At 70.3% G+C, this 16,727-nt stretch carries 14 protein-coding genes and 1 pseudogene; 8 read left to right on the top strand and 7 right to left on the bottom strand.

Features of this window, described 5'->3' with window-relative positions; all coding sequences use genetic code 11:
- Positions 1 to 233 precede the first annotated feature (233 nt).
- Together ACZ56B_RS22620 and ACZ56B_RS22615 are read right to left on the bottom strand one after the other, a co-directional pair.
- The gene (locus ACZ56B_RS22620; RefSeq protein ID WP_384669759.1) at positions 234 to 1,112 is read right to left on the bottom strand and encodes a F510_1955 family glycosylhydrolase; all 879 of its coding nucleotides are present in this window, start codon (positions 1,110 to 1,112) and stop codon (positions 234 to 236) included.
- 737 nt (positions 1,113 to 1,849) lie between these two features.
- A complete protein-coding gene (locus ACZ56B_RS22615) occupies positions 1,850 to 2,260 on the bottom strand; it encodes a four-helix bundle copper-binding protein (RefSeq protein ID WP_384670042.1) in 411 nt (136 codons plus the stop codon).
- Positions 2,261 to 3,069: 809 nt separating this feature from the next.
- Here ACZ56B_RS22615 and ACZ56B_RS22610 point away from each other — a divergent pair.
- The 5 genes and pseudogenes from ACZ56B_RS22610 to ACZ56B_RS22590 all read left to right on the top strand — a co-directional run.
- Positions 3,070 to 3,477 carry a hypothetical protein gene (locus tag ACZ56B_RS22610; protein ID WP_384670040.1) on the top strand — a complete coding sequence of 136 codons (408 nt, stop codon included), beginning with the start codon at positions 3,070 to 3,072 and terminating at the stop codon, positions 3,475 to 3,477.
- 81 nt (positions 3,478 to 3,558) lie between these two features.
- Positions 3,559 to 5,145, top strand: coding sequence for a multicopper oxidase family protein (locus ACZ56B_RS22605; protein WP_384670038.1), 1,587 nt, complete (start codon positions 3,559 to 3,561; stop codon positions 5,143 to 5,145).
- 216 nt (positions 5,146 to 5,361) lie between these two features.
- Positions 5,362 to 5,610 (top strand): hypothetical protein, encoded by a 249-nt coding sequence (locus ACZ56B_RS22600; RefSeq protein ID WP_384670036.1) that lies wholly within the window; start codon positions 5,362 to 5,364, stop codon positions 5,608 to 5,610.
- Between the two features lie 3 nt (positions 5,611 to 5,613).
- Entirely contained in the window at positions 5,614 to 6,369 is a 756-nt protein-coding gene (locus tag ACZ56B_RS22595) for a cytochrome c biogenesis CcdA family protein (protein WP_384670034.1), read from the top strand.
- A gap of 197 nt (positions 6,370 to 6,566) precedes the next feature.
- A pseudogene (locus ACZ56B_RS22590) lies at positions 6,567 to 6,680 on the top strand (IS5/IS1182 family transposase); the annotation flags it as partial.
- Between the two features lie 187 nt (positions 6,681 to 6,867).
- On the opposite strand, the gene ACZ56B_RS22585 reads toward ACZ56B_RS22590, so the two are convergent.
- Positions 6,868 to 7,536, bottom strand: a complete 669-nt coding sequence (locus ACZ56B_RS22585) for a TetR/AcrR family transcriptional regulator (protein ID WP_384670032.1) — start codon at positions 7,534 to 7,536, stop codon at positions 6,868 to 6,870.
- A 178-nt stretch (positions 7,537 to 7,714) separates the two neighbouring features.
- Between ACZ56B_RS22585 and ACZ56B_RS22580 the strand changes: the two genes are divergently transcribed.
- On the top strand, positions 7,715 to 8,356 hold the full coding sequence (locus ACZ56B_RS22580; RefSeq protein WP_384670030.1) for a DUF2218 domain-containing protein: 642 nt from the start codon (positions 7,715 to 7,717) through the stop codon (positions 8,354 to 8,356).
- 461 nt (positions 8,357 to 8,817) lie between these two features.
- Here the strand turns inward: ACZ56B_RS22580 and ACZ56B_RS22575 are convergent, their stop codons facing one another.
- Entirely contained in the window at positions 8,818 to 11,088 is a 2,271-nt protein-coding gene (locus ACZ56B_RS22575; protein WP_384670028.1) for a heavy metal translocating P-type ATPase, read from the bottom strand.
- Positions 11,089 to 11,168: 80 nt separating this feature from the next.
- Positions 11,169 to 11,447 carry a heavy-metal-associated domain-containing protein gene (locus ACZ56B_RS22570; RefSeq protein ID WP_384670026.1) on the bottom strand — a complete coding sequence of 93 codons (279 nt, stop codon included), beginning with the start codon at positions 11,445 to 11,447 and terminating at the stop codon, positions 11,169 to 11,171.
- A 180-nt stretch (positions 11,448 to 11,627) separates the two neighbouring features.
- On the opposite strand from ACZ56B_RS22570, the gene ACZ56B_RS22565 reads away from it, so the two are divergent.
- Both ACZ56B_RS22565 and ACZ56B_RS22560 read left to right on the top strand, forming a co-directional pair.
- A complete protein-coding gene (locus tag ACZ56B_RS22565) occupies positions 11,628 to 12,587 on the top strand; it encodes a hypothetical protein (RefSeq protein ID WP_384670044.1) in 960 nt (319 codons plus the stop codon).
- A gap of 254 nt (positions 12,588 to 12,841) precedes the next feature.
- Positions 12,842 to 13,123: a metal-sensitive transcriptional regulator gene (locus tag ACZ56B_RS22560; RefSeq protein ID WP_384670024.1), complete on the top strand. Its 282-nt coding sequence runs from the start codon at positions 12,842 to 12,844 to the stop codon at positions 13,121 to 13,123.
- A 468-nt stretch (positions 13,124 to 13,591) separates the two neighbouring features.
- Here the strand turns inward: ACZ56B_RS22560 and ACZ56B_RS22555 are convergent, their stop codons facing one another.
- Positions 13,592 to 16,120, bottom strand: coding sequence for a helicase associated domain-containing protein (locus tag ACZ56B_RS22555; protein WP_468793518.1), 2,529 nt, complete (start codon positions 16,118 to 16,120; stop codon positions 13,592 to 13,594).
- A gap of 354 nt (positions 16,121 to 16,474) precedes the next feature.
- Positions 16,475 to 16,727: hypothetical protein (locus ACZ56B_RS22550; protein WP_388515037.1), on the bottom strand; the 253-nt coding region annotated here is incomplete at its 5' end.

Below are 16,727 nucleotides of genomic sequence, written 5' to 3'. Positions count from 1 at the left end.
CGAAGCCACCCAGCTGAAGGTGGCGGCGACTACGGGGATTGTCAGCCAGGAGGCGCAGAGCGCGGACTTCCGCACCTGGCTGTCCGGACAGGCGCGGTGACGTACCGGACCGCGAGGAAACGGGGGGCGGGCCGGCGCCTTTCGTGCCGGGCCGCCCCTGATGCTGTCCGTGGAGTCCCGGGCAGACGGCTGCCGCGTAGAGCGTGCCGGGTGACGGGGGCGCCCCGCCCGGGCTAGTGGCTGCCGTCCGACATCGCCAGGCGCCGGGTGAAGGTCTTGCCGCCGTCCTCGGACTCGTAGACGCCGCCGGCGGTGGCGGCCAGAACATGGTCGGAGCCGACCGCGGTCAGGGCCTGGGGCTGCCCGCCGGGCACGGTGCCGGCCTTGGTCCAGCTCTTGCCGCCGTCAGTGCTGCGGTGCAGCGCGCCGGCGAGGTCGATCCCGTACAGCTCGCCCTGCTCGGCCCAGGACAGGTAGGCCAGGACCGGCCCGGCGCCGCCTGTGAAGGTCTTGCCGCCGTCGGTGCTCTTGGCGACGCCGTTCTCGGTGGTGGCCAGGACGGTGCCGGGGGCCTCGGGGCTGACGGCGATGTCCAGGGCGGCCAGTTCGGCGCGGTCCTTCCAGTTCTTGCCGTCCTTGCTGACGCGCAGCAGCCCATTGGTGCTGTCGTAGCCGTAGATGGTGCCGTGCGCCCGCTCCAGGGCGTGGAAGTCGGCCTTGCCGGCGAGGGAGAGGGTCTGCCAGGTCTTCCCGGCGTCGGTGCTCTTGATCAGGCCGCGGTTGGCGTGGTCGTCGCTGCCCGCGGCGGGGTGGCCGCTGCCGAGGAAGGTGTCGGCCCCGGTGATGGTGAAGCCCATGTAGTCGGCGGTGTCCCCCATGCGTTTGGCCGATCCGTCGTCGTTCACGGCGATGACGCCGTGGTGGGTGGCGACGTAGAGCTTCCCGTCGCCGGGGTTGATGCCCAGACCGTGGACGTGGCTGATCTCGATGCCGGACGTGGGGGATTGCTCGGTGGAGGAACCTTCGGGGGTGTCCGAGTCGGCGGAGCAGCCGGTCAGGACGGCCGCCAGCAGGGTCGCCGCGGCGATCGTGGAACGGAAGCGGACAGACATCAAAGATCCTCGCGTTGGTGCGGTGTGAGACCGGCCGAGGTATGCCGGTACGGCCGGGTCGGGGCGGATTCGCGTCTGAGGCCAACCTAGACGGCTCGTTGTACGGGTCTGTGCGGAGGGTGCCGCAGATGGCCTGCTGGACCGCCGGCACCGGACCCGTCCCGCCGTGGTGCCGCTGCGGGAATCGGTGTCCCGCCCTCGGCGAGCTGCTCAGTTCGGCGACGAGGGCATTGGCCTTGGCCCGTACCGCCCGGTGGTTCTCCGCCGCCCCGATGGCCCTCGCAGCCTCGCCGAGCATCCGGAGCAGCACCTGGGTATCCGGGGCTCGGCCGGAACCGGGTCTCGTCCGCCTCGGTGAGTTTCCGCGGCACCCGCCGCGTCCCCACCCTCGTCCTGGCCGGCGGCACCGCCCTCGTCGAGCCCATCGACGACCAGCTCCGCGACCACCTCACCACCGCGACCGGAGTCGAACAGAAGAGCGCACACAAGGGAGGGACGCCGTGGAGGCCGCTTCGACCGTCGCCGACCTGCGCCGCGTGGCGAACCATCCGGCCACTCGCTGCCTACTGGCCTGCCTGTTCACCGCCAAGGTGCGCCGGGCGCAGCACCCGCCGCGAACCCCTGCCCGGAAGAAGCCTGCCCGTCCCGACGGTTTCCCGCACGGCCACGGGGTGGGCCGCCGCAACGCTTCCGTCGCGGCGGCCCACCCCGTGGCCGAACCGGGGAGCAGCAAGAGATCAGCCCAGGGTGGCGAGGAGTTCGTTGCACGCCTGCTCGCAGCGGCGGCACGCCTCGGCGCAGATCCGGCAGTGCTCGTGCATGTCGGCGTGGCGCTCGCACTCCTCCGCACAGGACTTGCAGACCATGGCGCAGGCCTGGAGCTGGGCGCGGGTGATGTTGGCGTCGTAGCCGGTGTGCCGGGAGAGGATCTTGCCCGTGGCCTCGCAGATGTCCGAGCAGTCCAGGTCGGTGCGGATGCACTTGCGCAGCTCAGCGATCATGTCCTCGGACAGGCAGGCGTCCGCGCAGGCCGTGCAGGCCTGCGCGCAGTCGAAGCACGCGGCGATGCAGCGCTCCAGTGCCTCGCGGTTGACGCCGCCGAGGTCGGCCGGGTAGGTCCGCAGCATGTCCCTGACCATCGTGGTCATGGTGATCATCCTCTCCGTGTGTTTTCTCTTTCTCCGCCGGCGCGGGCCCGGGGCCGCGCCGTGGTGGTGGCAGGTAACCCTGACAGGGCCACTGCAAACCGACGGCCACCCCGCTTCGGCGGCGGATACGGCCGCCCCCGGGCTCCGGGAACCGGGACGGGCCAGTGGCGATGGGCGTGGACGGCCGCATGGCCGCAGCCGTGGGCGATCGGACAGCGGTTGGTCGGCACCCAGCGAGCACGAGGAGCACAGGCGGAGCGAAGGCCAGGACGCCCCGGAACAGCCGACCGGCCGGGCCTGCTGCACCATCTCGGGGAGTTGGCGAGCATGGTGGCGTTCTCGACGACCTCCGTATCAGGGCCGGGACGGTGTCCGCGGCAGCCGGAAGCGACGCGTCCGCAGCCGTTTCAGCAGGCTCCTGCCCGCCTCCCGGCGGCGACCATCACAGCCGGCAGCAGGCGCAGGGTGTCGGCCCCGATGTGCCGCTTGCGGCCGTGGACCTTCTTCCCGCCGCCCCACCCGCATGATGCGGACGGCGTCGACGGGGCGGGCCTTTCCGTGCAGCCGGTCGTGCAACTCGGTGATCAGGCCCTTGCCCCGCCGCCGCCGGTGGACGGCGGGGACGCGATCCCGCCGGGGAGTCCGCGGGCACCGCCCGCCACGTGACGCCGCCCGCGGCCAGGGGACAGGCCCCGACTTCTCCCGGCACACCCATGGCCGGCCCCGACGGGTCTACCCCGCCGGGGTATCCTCCGGGCAGAAGGCCGCAGACAGGGAGGCACGTGGTGAGGACGGGGAGGCAGAGGTGCGTGGCCTGGGCCGTCCGTCTGGCCCTGTTGTCCGCCGTCCTGTTCGGTGTGGTCACGATGCACTCCTTCGGCCACCCCACCCAGCGGACCCCCTCGCACAGCTCCGCGTCTTCCGCCGAGCCGGTGTCCGACCTCTCCGCCGGCCACGTCGTCCATGCGACATCGAACATCGCCGCCGGCATGCCGACAGCGGGTGACCCGGCCCCCGGCATGGTGCTGGACCCGTTGTCGGTGTGTTTGGCCGTGCTCGCCGTGTGGACCGCCGCCCTGCTGACCGCCGCATGCCTCTCGCGCCGGGCCGCCGACCGTCTGGGCGCTGCCCGCACGCGCCTCCTGCGCGCCCTGTGGCCGGTACCTCCTCCCGGAGGCCGGATACTCCTCGCCCGGTTGTCGGTACTGCGCCTGTAGGAGCGCGCCCGGCCGCTCCCCATCAAGGGCGGTCTCCGCGTCCTGCTCACGCATCGACATCGACACGAGGTGCACTCACCCATGCGCACAACCACCCGCCGCGCCGTGCTCGGCACGGGAATCGCCATTGCCGGCAGCGGCCTGCTCACCGCCTGCGCCGGCTCCTCCAACCACGCCGGCCGCGACACCAAGCCCTCGTCCGCGCCCGGGGGCGACTACGTCTCGCCAAACGACCGGGAGGTCGCCGACGCCGAGGCCAAGCGCAACCCCGGCCCCGAACGGAAGGTGAAGCTCACCGCGGCCCGTACCCGGCTCGACCTGGGCGGCCGTACGGTCAGCACCTGGGCCTACGGCGACCGGCTGCCGGGGCGGGAGGTCCGCGTCACCGCCGGGGACACCCTCGCCCTCACCCTCGCCAACCACCTGCCCGAGCCGACCTCCGTGCACTGGCACGGGCTGGCGCTGCGCAACGACATGGACGGCGTACCCGACCTGACCCAGCGGCCGATCAAGGCCGGGGCCTCCTTCGAGTACCGCTTCGCCGTCCCGCACCCGGGCACCCACTGGTTCCACCCGCACTCCGGAGTGCAGCAGGACCGCGGACTGTACGCGCCGCTGATCGTGGAGGACCCCAGGGAGCCGCTGCGGTACGACAAGGAGTGGGTCGTCGTCCTGGACGACTGGGTCGACGGGGTGGACGGCAGCACCCCGGACGCCGTGCTCGCCGAGCTCAGCCAGGGCATGGGCGACATGGACCACGGGGACATGGGCCATGGTGACCACGGCATGAGCGGTATGTCGGCATCCGGTGAGAAGTCGCCGTCCCCCGGGGCTTCCGGCCCGTCTCGGATGCTGATGGGCTCGCACAGCGATCTGCTGGGAGAGGACGCGGGTGATGTCGCATACCCGTACTATCTGGTCAACGGCCGTACCGCCGAGGCTCCGGAGAGCTTCCGCGCCAAGCCCGGCGACCGCATCCGGATCCGGATCGTCAACGCGGGCGGCGACACGGCGTTCCGGGTCGCGCTCGGCGGCCACGAGATGACCGTGACGCACACCGATGGCTTCCCCATCGAGCACGCGACGACGGACGCACTGCTGCTCGGCATGGGCGAACGTTACGACGTCCTGGTCACCGCCCAGGACGGCGTCTTCCCGCTGGTCGCCCTCGCCGAGGGCAAGAAGAAGACGGCGATGGCACTGCTGCGCACCGTCGGCGGCTCCGCACCGGAGCCGTCGGTCCGCCCGGCCGAGCTGTCCGGGAAGGTGCTCACGGCCGACCGGCTCAAGGCCGACGAAAGCGTGCGCCTGTCCGAGCGCAAGCCGGACCGGACGGTGAAGCTGAGCCTGACGGGTGGCATGGCGAAGTACGACTGGGGCTTCAACGGCAAGAGGTACGACCCCTCACACCGCCACCCGGTCCGCGCCGGCGAGCGGGTCCGCCTGGTCTTCACCAACACCACGACGATGTGGCACCCCGTCCACCTGCACGGCCACACATTCGCCCTCGCAGGCGGCGGCCCCCGCAAGGACACCGCCATCGTCCTGCCGGACGAGACCCTCACCGTCGACTTCGACGCGGACAACCCCGGCCTGTGGATGGTCCACTGCCACAACGTCTACCACGCCGAGGCAGGCATGATGACCGTCCTCGGCTACCGAAGGTAGCGACGCCCCGGACGGAATCTGCACGCACCCACCCACCGGCACCGGCCCGCCCCGGCCCGGCCCGGCTGCGTCACGCCACCTCGGTGGCAGCCCTCCACCACGGGGTGGCGACTGCCGTGCCGGGCCTTCAACGGTTCTGGCTGTACCGGACCACCCTGCCGTAGCGACCGTCCGCTTCCTGGTTTCTCTCCCACCGAATCTGCAGAGGTGCCTGTTATGCCGCATTTCCCACTCGTTTCCGGCCGTTCCGGCATACCACGGTGCACCGCCGTTGCCGCCCCGGCGGCCGCATCCCCCGACAACCAGCGCCTGACGCACCCGGCGGTGGAAGACCGCACGGTGGTGCCGGAACGTCGGGGCGAGACGCCGACCGGCAAGCCGATCAGTCACCCCGAACACTGCGGCAAGCCCCTGGGAACCAACGTGCGGGGCTCATTGCACGACCCGGTCCTCAAGGAAGGCTGAGGCATGCTGCTGGCTCTCGATCTCAACGGCACCGTGCTGACCGGCTCGGTGCTGCTGGCCATCCCGATCGCCGCGCTGGCCGGGCTGGTGTCCTTCTTCTCCCCCTGCGTGCTGCCGCTGGTGCCCGGCTACCTGTCCTACGTCACCGGCATGACCGGGGCAGACCTCGCCGAGGCCCGGCGCGGCCGCATCCTGGTCGGCACGCTGTTGTTCCTGGCCGGGTTCACCGCCGTGTTCGTCTCCTTCGGCGCCGCCTTCGGCTACGCCGGGAACGCCCTGCTGGAACACCAGGACATTCTCATCCGGGTGCTGGGTGCGGTGACCATCCTGATGGGCCTGGCCTTCATGGGCGTCATACCGTGGCTGACCCGGCGCGAGTTCCGCATTCACACCAGGCCGGCTGCCGGGCTGGTGGGCGCGCCGATGCTGGGAGTGCTGTTCGGGATCGGCTGGACCCCGTGCATCGGCCCGACCCTGGCCGCCGTGCAGGCCTTGGCGTTCAGCGAGGCGAGCGCCGAGCGCGGGGCGCTTTTGACAGTGGCGTACTGCTTGGGGCTGGGCGTGCCGTTTCTGGCGGCGGGGCTGGCCTTCCGCAAGGCGATGGGCGTCTTTGCCTGGGTCAAGGCCCACTACCGGTGGGTCATGTGGGCTGGCGGCGGCATGATGGTCGCCACCGGTGTGCTGATGGTCACCGGTATCTGGAGCTATTTCATCAGCTATATGCAGTCCTGGACAGCCGACTACACCATCGGCATCTGAACCCCGCCGGGTGCGCAAGTACCACCGCAGCCGCTCCCACCCGATCGACGTGAAGGGCCGTGATCGATGTGAAGGATCGTGAAGGTGACTGAGCCTCTTTCATCTGCGCGGCAGGAGTGAACGGACCGGTTTGCAAGGACGGGTGACGAGGCAGAGCTTCTCATCGTTGACGTGGTGATTCTCCCAGCACGCCGACGATCAGAGGAGCCCTGTCGGTTTTGTCCCCTGCCATGCTCGACGTCCCCCACGAGCTGGTCGAGCACGTCTCCTGGCTCCTCGACGCACGAAGGCGTGCACCGCGTTCCTCCTGGTGATGACCCTCTCCTCGCCCACCAGGAGGCCCGGCTCCATTTCCCGACAGCCTCCTGCGCAATGCGAATCGAAGTTCCTCTGAACGGCGGCGATGACCGGGCTCAGGCGCAGTCCCCACAGCGGATACAAGGCCCCGGCGGCGAAGGAGACGCCAACGCCGCACCCACCAGCGGATCGTGACGCTTCTCAGTCATGGCGGCAAGAGCCCGGGGTATGCCGGTGCCCGGAGCGGCGCGACGGATGAGCGGAGGCGTCCGTGCGCGGCCCGTGTTCCGAGGCGGCGCGGGAACGAAGTCCGGCCAGGGTGACCGTGACGAGGCGGAGCGCCGCGGCCTGGGACGACAGGCCGCTGGCCGCGGTGAGGGCATGCAGGCAGTAGCTCGCGAGCTCGCCGGGCGGGACGTCGTCGCGGACACTGCCGTCGCGCACGCCGTCGGCCAGCAGCTCCTCGATCATGCTGTGGAGCTGCCCCCGGGCCCGGACGATCTGCGGGTCGCGGTGCAGGAAGGCCGCCAGACCACTTTCGTGATGACCTCTGGTGTCGTGCGTGGTGAGGGCGAAGGCCCGCAGTACCGCCTCGAGCTGTTCACGGGTGTCCGCGCTCTGATCGCGGACCTGGACCAGGTGCTCGAGGTGGTGGCCGACCTGGCGCTCGTGCCAGGCGAGCAGGATCGACTCGACATCGGGAAAGTACTTGTACAGCGTGGCGCGCCCGATCCCGGAGTCCTTGGCGATCTGCGACATCGTCACCGACGCGAGTCCGCGTTCTGCGACCAGTGCCGCGGTGGCGTCCAGCACGGCGGCGCGTACGGCGGCGCGGTGCGCGTCGATCGTCTCCGTCCACAGCTTCGGCACACCGTCAGCATACGGGCCGCCACGTGCGTGACATCATGCATTGACAGAGACAGAGTGTCTCGATAAACCTGATGAGGCTGCAAGCCGGCCAGCGTCGCGGCGGAAAGGGGCGGCCATACCCCACCCGACGGGTCGCGTCCCTGTCCTGCTCCAATCCGCCCACCGTGAAGGAAACGCCATGCTGAGCACCGAAGCCCACGTCGCGACCGCCCGCCCGAGCCGGTACCTCATCCAGCTCTGCAAGCACTTCTCCCGCAAGGGCCGGCATCTGAGTCACCGTCCCCGCTCCCACCTCGGCGTCGACGCGCAGACACTGAGCGCGATGCGGATCGCAGCGGAACAGGCCCAGGTCGACTGGTCCGAAACCGAAGGCAGCGTCAGCCTTCCGTGGGGCACGATCACGCTGCGGACCGCACCAGGTGTACTGCTGCTGCGGGTCGAGGCCGCGGGTGAGGAGAACCTCCAGCGGCTGCAGGACCTTGTGACCCAACACGTGGAGCGGTTCGGCCGGCGCGACGGGCTGCAGGTGAGCTGGCAGCGCCTCGCGTCGGCTGTCGAGCCCGAGAGCTCCGGTGCAGCCGAAACAGCCGGAGCGTCAGGAAGGACAGCCGCTGGCCGGAGCGGGAATCTGAAGCTGCTGGGCCTTGCCGCCGCCGTGGTGCTAGCCCTCGCCGCCCACCTGGGTCTGGGTGGTGCCGTGGTGGCGAACTGGCACTCGGCCGGAGGGGCCGTGGGTGCTGTCCTGGCGGCTTTCCTGCTGAAGGCAGCCGTCGTGGGTGGCTTCGCCCTCCACCGCGGCCGGGCCACCAGGCGCCGCTAGGTGTGCTGCTCGGACAGGTTGGTGACGCGGCTGGCTGGTGAGTGGGACCAGCTTTGCTATCCGGCCCGGGCAGGTCGAGGCTGTCCCGGGCGGGCGTGCGCGCAGGGCACACTCAAGGGCGATCGGCCTGAGCGAAGGGGCGGTTACACGCTTCCGTGCAAAACGGGCGGTCAGCACCCTGATGCGTGAGGTGGGAGGCCAGGGCCTTGAGCAGTGCGGCGGCGGCCACCCTGACGACCGGGTGTCCCGCTGTCCGGCGCATGGTGCTGGTCCATGACGGTGTAGTCATGAGTGAACTCCCCTTGGGCGCGTGCTGACATCTGCGGTGATGTAAGGGCCGGCGGTCTGCGCGGTCAGAGTCTTCGAGTGTCATCACCGTCTGCCCTCCTCTTCAACGGCGCAGCCGGAACGAGGGGCGGGCCCGGAAGCCCGCCCCTCATCGGTTGCGGCGGGGCACGGTGTCAGCTGGCGGCCTTGAAGCCGCGCAGGCGCAGGCTGTTGCCGACGACGAAGACCGAGGAGAACGCCATGGCGGCTCCGGCGATCATCGGGTTGAGCAGTCCGGCCGCGGCGAGCGGAAGGGCGGCCACGTTGTAGGCGAAAGCCCAGAACAGGTTGGACTTGATGGTGCCCAAGGTTCTGCGGGCCAGGCGGATGGCGTCGGCGGCGGCGCGCAGGTCGCCGCGGACCAGGGTGAGGTCGCCGGCCTCGATGGCGGCGTCGGTGCCGGTGCCCATGGCCAGCCCGAGGTCGGCCTGAGCGAGCGCTGCGGCGTCGTTGACGCCGTCGCCGACCATGGCGACCGAACGGCCTTCGCTCTGCAGGCGCTTGACGACGTCGACCTTGTCCTCTGGCATGACCTCGGCGATCACCTCATCGATGCCGACCTCGGCGGCCACCGCCTCGGCGACGGCCTTGTTGTCCCCGGTGAGCAGGATCGGGGTCAGGCCCAGGGCGCGCAGCCGGGTGATGGCCTCGGCGCTGGTGGTTTTGACCGCGTCGGCGACCTCCAGGACCGCCCGTGCCTCGCCGTCCCAGGCGACCGCGATCGCGGTGCGGCCCGCGGCCTCGGCGTCCGCCTTGGCGCGCGCCAGGTCGGCCGGCAGTTCCATGGCCCACTCGGCGAGCAGCTTGGTCCGGCCCACCAGGACCGCGTGACCGTCGACCACGCCCTGCACGCCGAGGCCGGGCACGTTGGCGAAGTCCTCCGGTGCCGGCAGGGCGCCGACCCGCTCGGCGGCGCGGGCGGCCACCGCCCGGGCGATCGGGTGCTCGGAGGCGTGCTCCAGAGCGCCCGCCAGGCGCAGCACCTCGGCCTCGTCGGTGCCGTCGGCGGTGTGCACGGCCAGCAGGGCCATCTTCCCGGTGGTCACCGTGCCGGTCTTGTCCAGGACGACGGTGTCGACCTTGCGGGTGGACTCCAGCACCTCCGGGCCCTTGATCAGGATGCCGAGCTGCGCGCCGCGCCCGGTGCCGACCATCAGCGCGGTCGGGGTGGCCAGGCCCAGGGCGCAGGGGCAGGCGATGATCAGGACGGCGACGGCGGCGGTGAACGCGGCCGTCAGCCCGGCGCCGTTGCCCAGCCAGAAGCCCAGGGTGCCCAGCGCCAGCGCGATCACGACCGGGACGAAGACGGCTGAGATCTTGTCGGCGAGCCGCTGGGCGGCGGCCTTGCCGTTCTGCGCGTCCTCGACCAGCTTGGCCATGCGGGCGAGCTGGGTGTCGGCGCCGACCCGGGTGGCCTGCACGACCAGGCGGCCGCCGGCGTTCACGGTCGCCCCGGTGACGGCGTCCCCGGCGCCGACCTCGACCGGCACGGACTCGCCGGTGAGCATGGAGGCGTCGACCGCCGAGGCGCCCTCGACGACCGTGCCGTCGGTGGCGATCTTCTCGCCCGGCCGGACCAGGAACAGGTCCCCGCCCTTCAGCTCGACCACCGGGATCTGCTCCTCCCGGCCGGCCCGCAGGACGGTGACGTCCTTCGCGCCCAGCTGGAGCAGCGCCCGCAGGGCGGCGCCGGCCTTGCGCTTGGAACGGGCCTCGAAATAGCGGCCGGCCAGGATGAAGGCGGTCACGCCGGCGGCGGCCTCGAGGTAGATGTTCCCGGCGCCGTCGGTGCGGGCGATGGTCAGCTCGAAGGGGTGGGTCATGCCGGGGGTGCCGGCGGTGCCGAAGAACAGCGCCCACAGCGACCACAGGAACGCCGCCGACGTACCGACCGAGATCAGCGTGTCCATGGTGGCCGCGCCGTGCCGCGCGTTGGTGAACGCGGCCTTGTGGAAGGGCCAGGCGGCGTACGTCACCACGGGCGCCGCCAGGGTGAGCGAGAGCCACTGCCAGTACTCGAACTGCCAGGCCGGCACCATCGCCATTGCGATCACCGGGACGGCGAGCACCACGGCCGTGACCAGCCGCTGCCGCAGCGGTCGCAGCTCATCGCCTTCCGTTTCCTGGCCCGGCGCGCCGTCCTGACCGTCACCGGCCGCGCCGGGCGCGGGGTCCGGCTCCGGCCGGCGGGCGGTGTAGCCGGTGGCCTCCACCGTGGCGATCAGGTCTGCGACGTCGAGGTCGGGGCGGAAGGCGACCTTGGCCTTCTCGGTGGCGTAGTTGACGGTGGCGGTGACCCCCTCCATCCGGTTCAGTTTCTTCTCGATCCGGGCGGCGCACGAGGCGCAGGTCATGCCGCCGATCGCGAGTTCGACCTCGGCTGTGTCGGGGACCGTGGTAGCCATCGCTGCTCCTGGGACTGGGTGGGGCAAGGGGAAGAAAGGGGGCCGGGCCCGCGGGCGGGCCCGGCAGACGAACAGAGCCGTCAGGCCGCGCGGCCGGTGAGCTCGTAGCCGGCGTCGTCGACGACCTTCGCCAGCAGCGCGTCCTCGGGCTCGCCGGAGCTGGTGACAGCGACCTGGCCGCTCTCCAGGTCGACGTCGACCGCCAGGACGCCGTCCAGGGCGCCGATCTCCTTGGTGAGCGTGGCCTTGCAGTGCCCGCACGTCATCCCGGAGACGTTGTAGACGGTGGTGGTGCCCTCGGTGGTCGCAGCCGTGGCGGCGTTGGTGGAGCAGCTGCCGTCGGAGGTGCAGCAGGACATGGGTTCCTCCCAGAGATGAGCACGGGTGTACCCCCGGGGGGTACCGATGACGCCATTAGGTATACCCCCTCGGGGTATGTTTGGCAAACGTCTCCGCGTCTCCTACGCATACCCCTGGGGGGTATATAGTCAGGGGTGTCAGCCAAGGAACGCGGCGACACCGCCGAGAAAGGGACCGTCATGAACACCGGCGTCAAGATCACTGCTTTCACCGCCGTCCTCGCGGCGACCTTCGCCGCCGCCTACGGTGTCGGCGCGGCCACCGGCCCCCTCGCCTCCGACCCGGAGCCGGCAGCCCACGCCGGGCACAACCGGCCCGCATCCCCAGGTCACAGCGCCGGCGGACACAGTGGCCACGCGGACACAGCGCCCGCAGGCCTGCAGATCTCCCGGGCCGGATACACCCTCGACCTGAAGACCCCCCGTCTCACCGCGGGAGAGGACAACGAGCTCCGCTTCGCCATCCGTGACCAGGAGGGACAACAGGTCACCACCTACCGCCGCGAGCACGGCAAGGAACTGCACCTCATCCTCGCCTCACGCGACCTGGTCACCTACCGGCACCTGCACCCCACCCGGGCCGCCGACGGCACCTGGAGCACCCCCGTCACCCTGCCCGCCGCCGGCTCCTACCGCCTCTTCGCCGACTTCACCCCAGCCACCGAAGACACCACCAACCTCACCCTGGGCGCCGACCTCGCCGCCTCCGGCACCTACCAGGCCCCCGCCCTGCCCGAACCCGCCGCCACCACCACCGTCGACGGCTACACCGTCACCCTCGACGGCGACCTGCACCCCGGTAAGGCGGCCGAACTCACCCTCACCGTCAGCCGGGACGGCCGTCCGGTCACCGACCTTCAGCCCTACCTCGGCGCCTACGGTCACCTGGTCGCCCTGCGCTCCGGCGACCTCGCCTACCTCCACGTCCACCCCAACGGCGAACCCGGCGACGGCACCACCAAGCCCGGCCCCGATGTCTCCTTCACCGCCACCGCGCCCAGCGCTGGCACCTACCGCCTCTTCCTCGACTTCCAGCACAACGGCACCGTCCGCACCGCAGCCTTCACCGTCAAGACCGACCGAACCGCCGGAGCATCCGAACCGGCAGCCGGCGAGGAGCAGGGCAATCACCTGCACTGACCCATCAGACAAGCACCCTCTATGTGAGCCCGCCCCGACGGCCTGGCCCAGGACGAGTCACTCCTGCGGACCGGCATGGCCCGGCAGGGCTCGAGGCGTCCGGCCGAATACGGGAGGGGGGTATGCTGAGTGGTTCGGTCGCAGCGCGAAGACCTACCTGATCTGCGGGCCCGCCGCCCGCGGCGGCCAGGACACGGGTAGGAGCAGCCATTTCCGCCCAACGAGACGCGCGACAAGACACGAGGGACGAGGCGATGGTCAGCTACAGCAACCACAAGGACGACGTACTCAAGCGACTGCGGCGGATCGAGGGACAGGTCCGGGGGCTGCAGCGCATGGTGGAAGAAGACACCTACTGCATCGACATCCTCACCCAGGTCTCCGCGACCACACGCGCTCTGCAGTCCTTCGCCTTGCAGATGCTCGACGAGCACATGGACACCTGCGTACGCACCGCCGTGGCCGAAGGCGGTGAGGACGGAGACCTCAAGCTGAAGGAAGCCCGTGACGCCATCGCCCGCCTCGTACGCTCCTAGGCTCCCACTCCCAACAGTGCTTCGTTAAGCGCTCCGACCCTGCCTGGTCGTGGGCATGGTGAGCCTTCCCCGTGGTGTCAGCGGCAGCTCGTCACGTGCCGACCAACGAGGCGATTCCCGAGTCCGGTTCATGCATGGCCGCGCCCCCACTCCGGGACGGGCCGCGTGGGAGCAGCCGAGGACTGGCTCCGTGCGCGCCGGTATTACGCGTCGGCCGAGGCCGTCGCACACCGCTGAAAACAGGCATACAGGCTTTCGCTCCCGCCGACGCGGGGGTGTTCCGTGCTGGGCGAGCTGCTCGGCCAGGTTGACCGCGTCCTCCCCGCCGACGCGGGGGTGTTCCGCCCGCGGGGCTCTACACGGTGATGACCTGGCTGTCCTCCCCGCCGACGCGCGGGGGTGGTCCGCAGCTCGCGCCGATCATCCGCGACCTGTCCCCGTCCTTCCTGCCGATGCGGGGGTGTCCGGTCACGTGGCTGTGTGTGGTGTCTGTTCCGTTGGTGGGGTGGCCCAGTCGAGTCCGAGGGCGGCGAGTGCGGCCAGCTTGTCCGCGGTGAGCTTGGTCCGGCGGCTCTTGTGGTTGGACAGGAACACTCCGAGTTTGACGACGTGTTCCACGCCGTCGACCACCACGGTCTCCTCGTGCCCCCTGGAGGGCGTCAGGGAGCCCGTGCGGGCCTTGTACTGAGCCAGTGCCGCAATGCCCCGTTCAAAGGCCGCTGAACGGCCCCCAGACGGTCGTCTGCCCGGCGCCGCGTCTCTAGTTCCCGCTTGTGCCGGTACGGTCTGCTCGGCAGGCTTTACACCCAGCCGGGCGAGCCGGTCGCGCTGCCCTTGGCTCAGGAGCGGCCAGTCCTGCCGCTGGGTGGCCAGCCACCGGCCGACGTCCATGCCGTGCACGACCGTCCCCGGCTTCACCGACGCGAGATCGACACCGTCGTCCACCAGGTTCTTCAGCGTGGCGTAGTGGCGCTGCCAGTCCACCGGCCAGTCGGGCTTCCAGTCCGGATCGATCGCCGTCAGCAGCGCCGCCCGCCGGGCCGCCCGCTGCGGGTCCTTGCCCAGTCCGCCCTTCTTGCGGGCGTTGGCCAGCCACTGCCCCACCGGCCTGTCCAGGATCGCCGCCGTCACCGGGGCTGCGAGCGTGCCATAGGCATCGAAGTACGCGCGGGCCGCTCCCAGGTTCTCCTCCCACGCCTCATCGGCCGGCTCCCACACGATCCCCAGCTCCTCCAGGTCCTCGGCCCGCTCGGCAGCCAGCCGCCCTGCGCGCATGGCCCGCCGCTGATCCGACAGCCACCGCCCGAGCGGGAACCCACCACCCTTGAACGCGGCCGGCGCCCCGGCCGGGCCGCCCTCGACATGGTTGTAGGGGACGTTCAGGTGGCCTTCGCGCTGGCGGTAGGCGACCGCCGCACGGTGACCGGCCTTCCAGTTGGCTTGCTCGGGCTCGATCAGCTGGTACTTGACGAACCGGGCGACGAGCGCCGGGTCGCGGCGGGTCCCGAACCGCAGCAGAAGCCGCTTCTCCTCATCGTCGTCACCCTCCGGCGCCTCACCGAGCCACGACGGCACCGGCTCGCTGCGATTCAGGTTTTCCTGCGGCGCCGCCAGCATTTCCACCGCACGCTCATCATGCGCCCGCAACCCGGACAACACCCTCACCAACGGACGATAAGAAGCCGAATACGGCATATCCTCCGGTGTCTCACCCTCACCCAGGAAAATCGGCACGACCAGCGTCGCCAGTTTCCCTTGATCCGGTTTCTGGCGCAATGCTCGCCCAATGGCCTGGACGATATCCACCGCCGACCCCTTCGGATCGATCAACGCAACCGAATCCACGCTCGGCACATCCACGCCCTCACCCAGAACCCGGCAATTCGACATCACCGCACGACCCGCCCGCGCCCCGAACATCCGCAGCCGCTCGCCACGCACCTCCTGGTCCTGCTCGCCCGACAACCACCCCGACCACACCGCCTTCGGGTGCCGCTCCGGATCACTGGCGTGCAACTGGCGCACCACACGGGGGAGCCCCTCGGCGAAAGCACGAGCCTCGATGGTCCGGTGGTGGAAGGTGATGCACCGGCCGAGCCGGTGCTCGCTCATCGTCTCCAGCAGCGCGGCCTGGAGCACCGCCAGCCGCTCACCGCGCACATGCTCCTCGTACCGCTCCTCGCCGTACAGCTTCTGCAAGGGAAGCGAAGGGTCCCGCAGCTCCACCACCACGATCTGGTACCGCGCCAGCAGCCCCCGCGAGATCGCCTCCGACAACGCCATCGCCCACAGAACAGGCCCGTAAATCGCCTCATCGTCCATCGAACAGGCCATCTCTTCCGGCAGCGGATCACGCGGCACCACCGCCCCCTCGACCTCACGCTCCCAACGACGCCGCGGAGGCCGCTCCATCCAGATCCGCGGAGTCGCCGTCAGATACAACCGCCGCATCGCCGGCACCAGCTCCTGATCGTGCACAGCCGCCCACGCCTTCCCTAGATGACCACTGGTCCGGTGCGCCTCATCGACTGCCACCAGGTCCCACACGTCCATGGGGAGCCCGTACAAACCCTCGTGAGCCTCGATCAGGACCGGCAGGGAGGCGTAGGTGGCGAACACCGTCACCGGCCCCTTGCCCCAGTGCAGCGCCAGCTGCGGCGCGCTGGTCGTGGACGGCACCCCCAGCGAGTACAGCTGCGGATCGTCCTCGATCGAGCACACCGCCACCATCGGACCCGCATGCCCGAACGCCCGCCACTCCTGCACCGTCTGCGAAAGCAGAGCCAGAGTCGGAACCAAAATCAGAACACGGCCATGAGGCGCAATACGGTGCGCAGCGGCGGCGGCGATGAAGGTTTTTCCCGTACCGCACGCGGCGTGCACCTGACCGCGCAATCCACCGTCAGGGATCCGCTGTCCCGGACCGATATGGAGCCCGGACACAATGGCTTCCACAGCCTCTTCCTGATGGGGACGGAGTTTGATTTTTTCGGCCATGACCAGGAACCTTTCTCCAGGTTCATCAGGGAGTGAGTGTTCGTTCGGGAAGCTACCCGATGCATCACATGATGCATCATACGTGGGACAGGCACCTCACGTATCGCTGATCCGGTCGATGGTTGGCTGGTCTCTACTCGTGTTGGCGTGTACGGGGGGTGCCAGTGGCACCCTTTCCAATGTGGCGGGCCCCGGGGGAGCAGGGCGCCTGGTAGGTCGTCTGACGGTTGGTCTGCTCGGGGGTTTCTCCGCCTGGGTCGTCCTGCTCCTGGTGGTGGCTCCGGGGTGGGCCGGCCTCTGGCCGGTGATGCTGGCCGGTTCGGGGTCCTACCTGGTAGCAGAGTTGATGCACCGTCACCCGCCCCCTGCTTGTTGCTGCTCGGCGTAGCCGGTAGGGCAGGAGCGCAGCGGATGCCCCGGGCCGGTGAAGCGCAGCGGAACCGGCCCCCGAGGATTGGAGCGCAGCGGAAATCCGTATTCACGCGAAGCGTGAATGCAAGAAAGGCGCGAAGCGCCTTTCAAAAACACGCGGAGCGGGTTTTTGAATTCGCGCAGCGAATTCATTCGTTTCCCATCGCGCAGCGATGGGGGACCCGCTCCGCGGGGG

It is taken from the genome of Streptomyces sp. NPDC034670, from assembly GCF_055574875.1.
The sequence above is the reverse complement of the archived record's forward strand: the minus strand, read 5'-3'. Positions and strand labels throughout refer to the sequence as shown.

Excerpts from the sequence above, each read along its gene's own strand:
- ACZ56B_RS22620 (WP_384669759.1), bottom strand. The coding sequence starts at position 1,112 with ATGTCTGTCCGCTTCCGTTCCACGATCGCCGCGGCGACCCTGCTGGCG.
- ACZ56B_RS22615 (WP_384670042.1), bottom strand. The coding sequence starts at position 2,260 with ATGACCACGATGGTCAGGGACATGCTGCGGACCTACCCGGCCGACCTC.
- ACZ56B_RS22605 (WP_384670038.1), top strand. The coding sequence starts at position 3,559 with ATGCGCACAACCACCCGCCGCGCCGTGCTCGGCACGGGAATCGCCATT.
- ACZ56B_RS22600 (WP_384670036.1), top strand. The coding sequence starts at position 5,362 with ATGCCGCATTTCCCACTCGTTTCCGGCCGTTCCGGCATACCACGGTGC.
- ACZ56B_RS22595 (WP_384670034.1), top strand. The coding sequence starts at position 5,614 with ATGCTGCTGGCTCTCGATCTCAACGGCACCGTGCTGACCGGCTCGGTG.
- ACZ56B_RS22580 (WP_384670030.1), top strand. The coding sequence starts at position 7,715 with ATGCTGAGCACCGAAGCCCACGTCGCGACCGCCCGCCCGAGCCGGTAC.
- ACZ56B_RS22575 (WP_384670028.1), bottom strand. The coding sequence starts at position 11,088 with ATGGCTACCACGGTCCCCGACACAGCCGAGGTCGAACTCGCGATCGGC.
- ACZ56B_RS22570 (WP_384670026.1), bottom strand. The coding sequence starts at position 11,447 with ATGTCCTGCTGCACCTCCGACGGCAGCTGCTCCACCAACGCCGCCACG.
- ACZ56B_RS22565 (WP_384670044.1), top strand. The coding sequence starts at position 11,628 with ATGAACACCGGCGTCAAGATCACTGCTTTCACCGCCGTCCTCGCGGCG.
- ACZ56B_RS22560 (WP_384670024.1), top strand. The coding sequence starts at position 12,842 with ATGGTCAGCTACAGCAACCACAAGGACGACGTACTCAAGCGACTGCGG.
- ACZ56B_RS22555 (WP_468793518.1), bottom strand. The coding sequence starts at position 16,120 with ATGGCCGAAAAAATCAAACTCCGTCCCCATCAGGAAGAGGCTGTGGAA.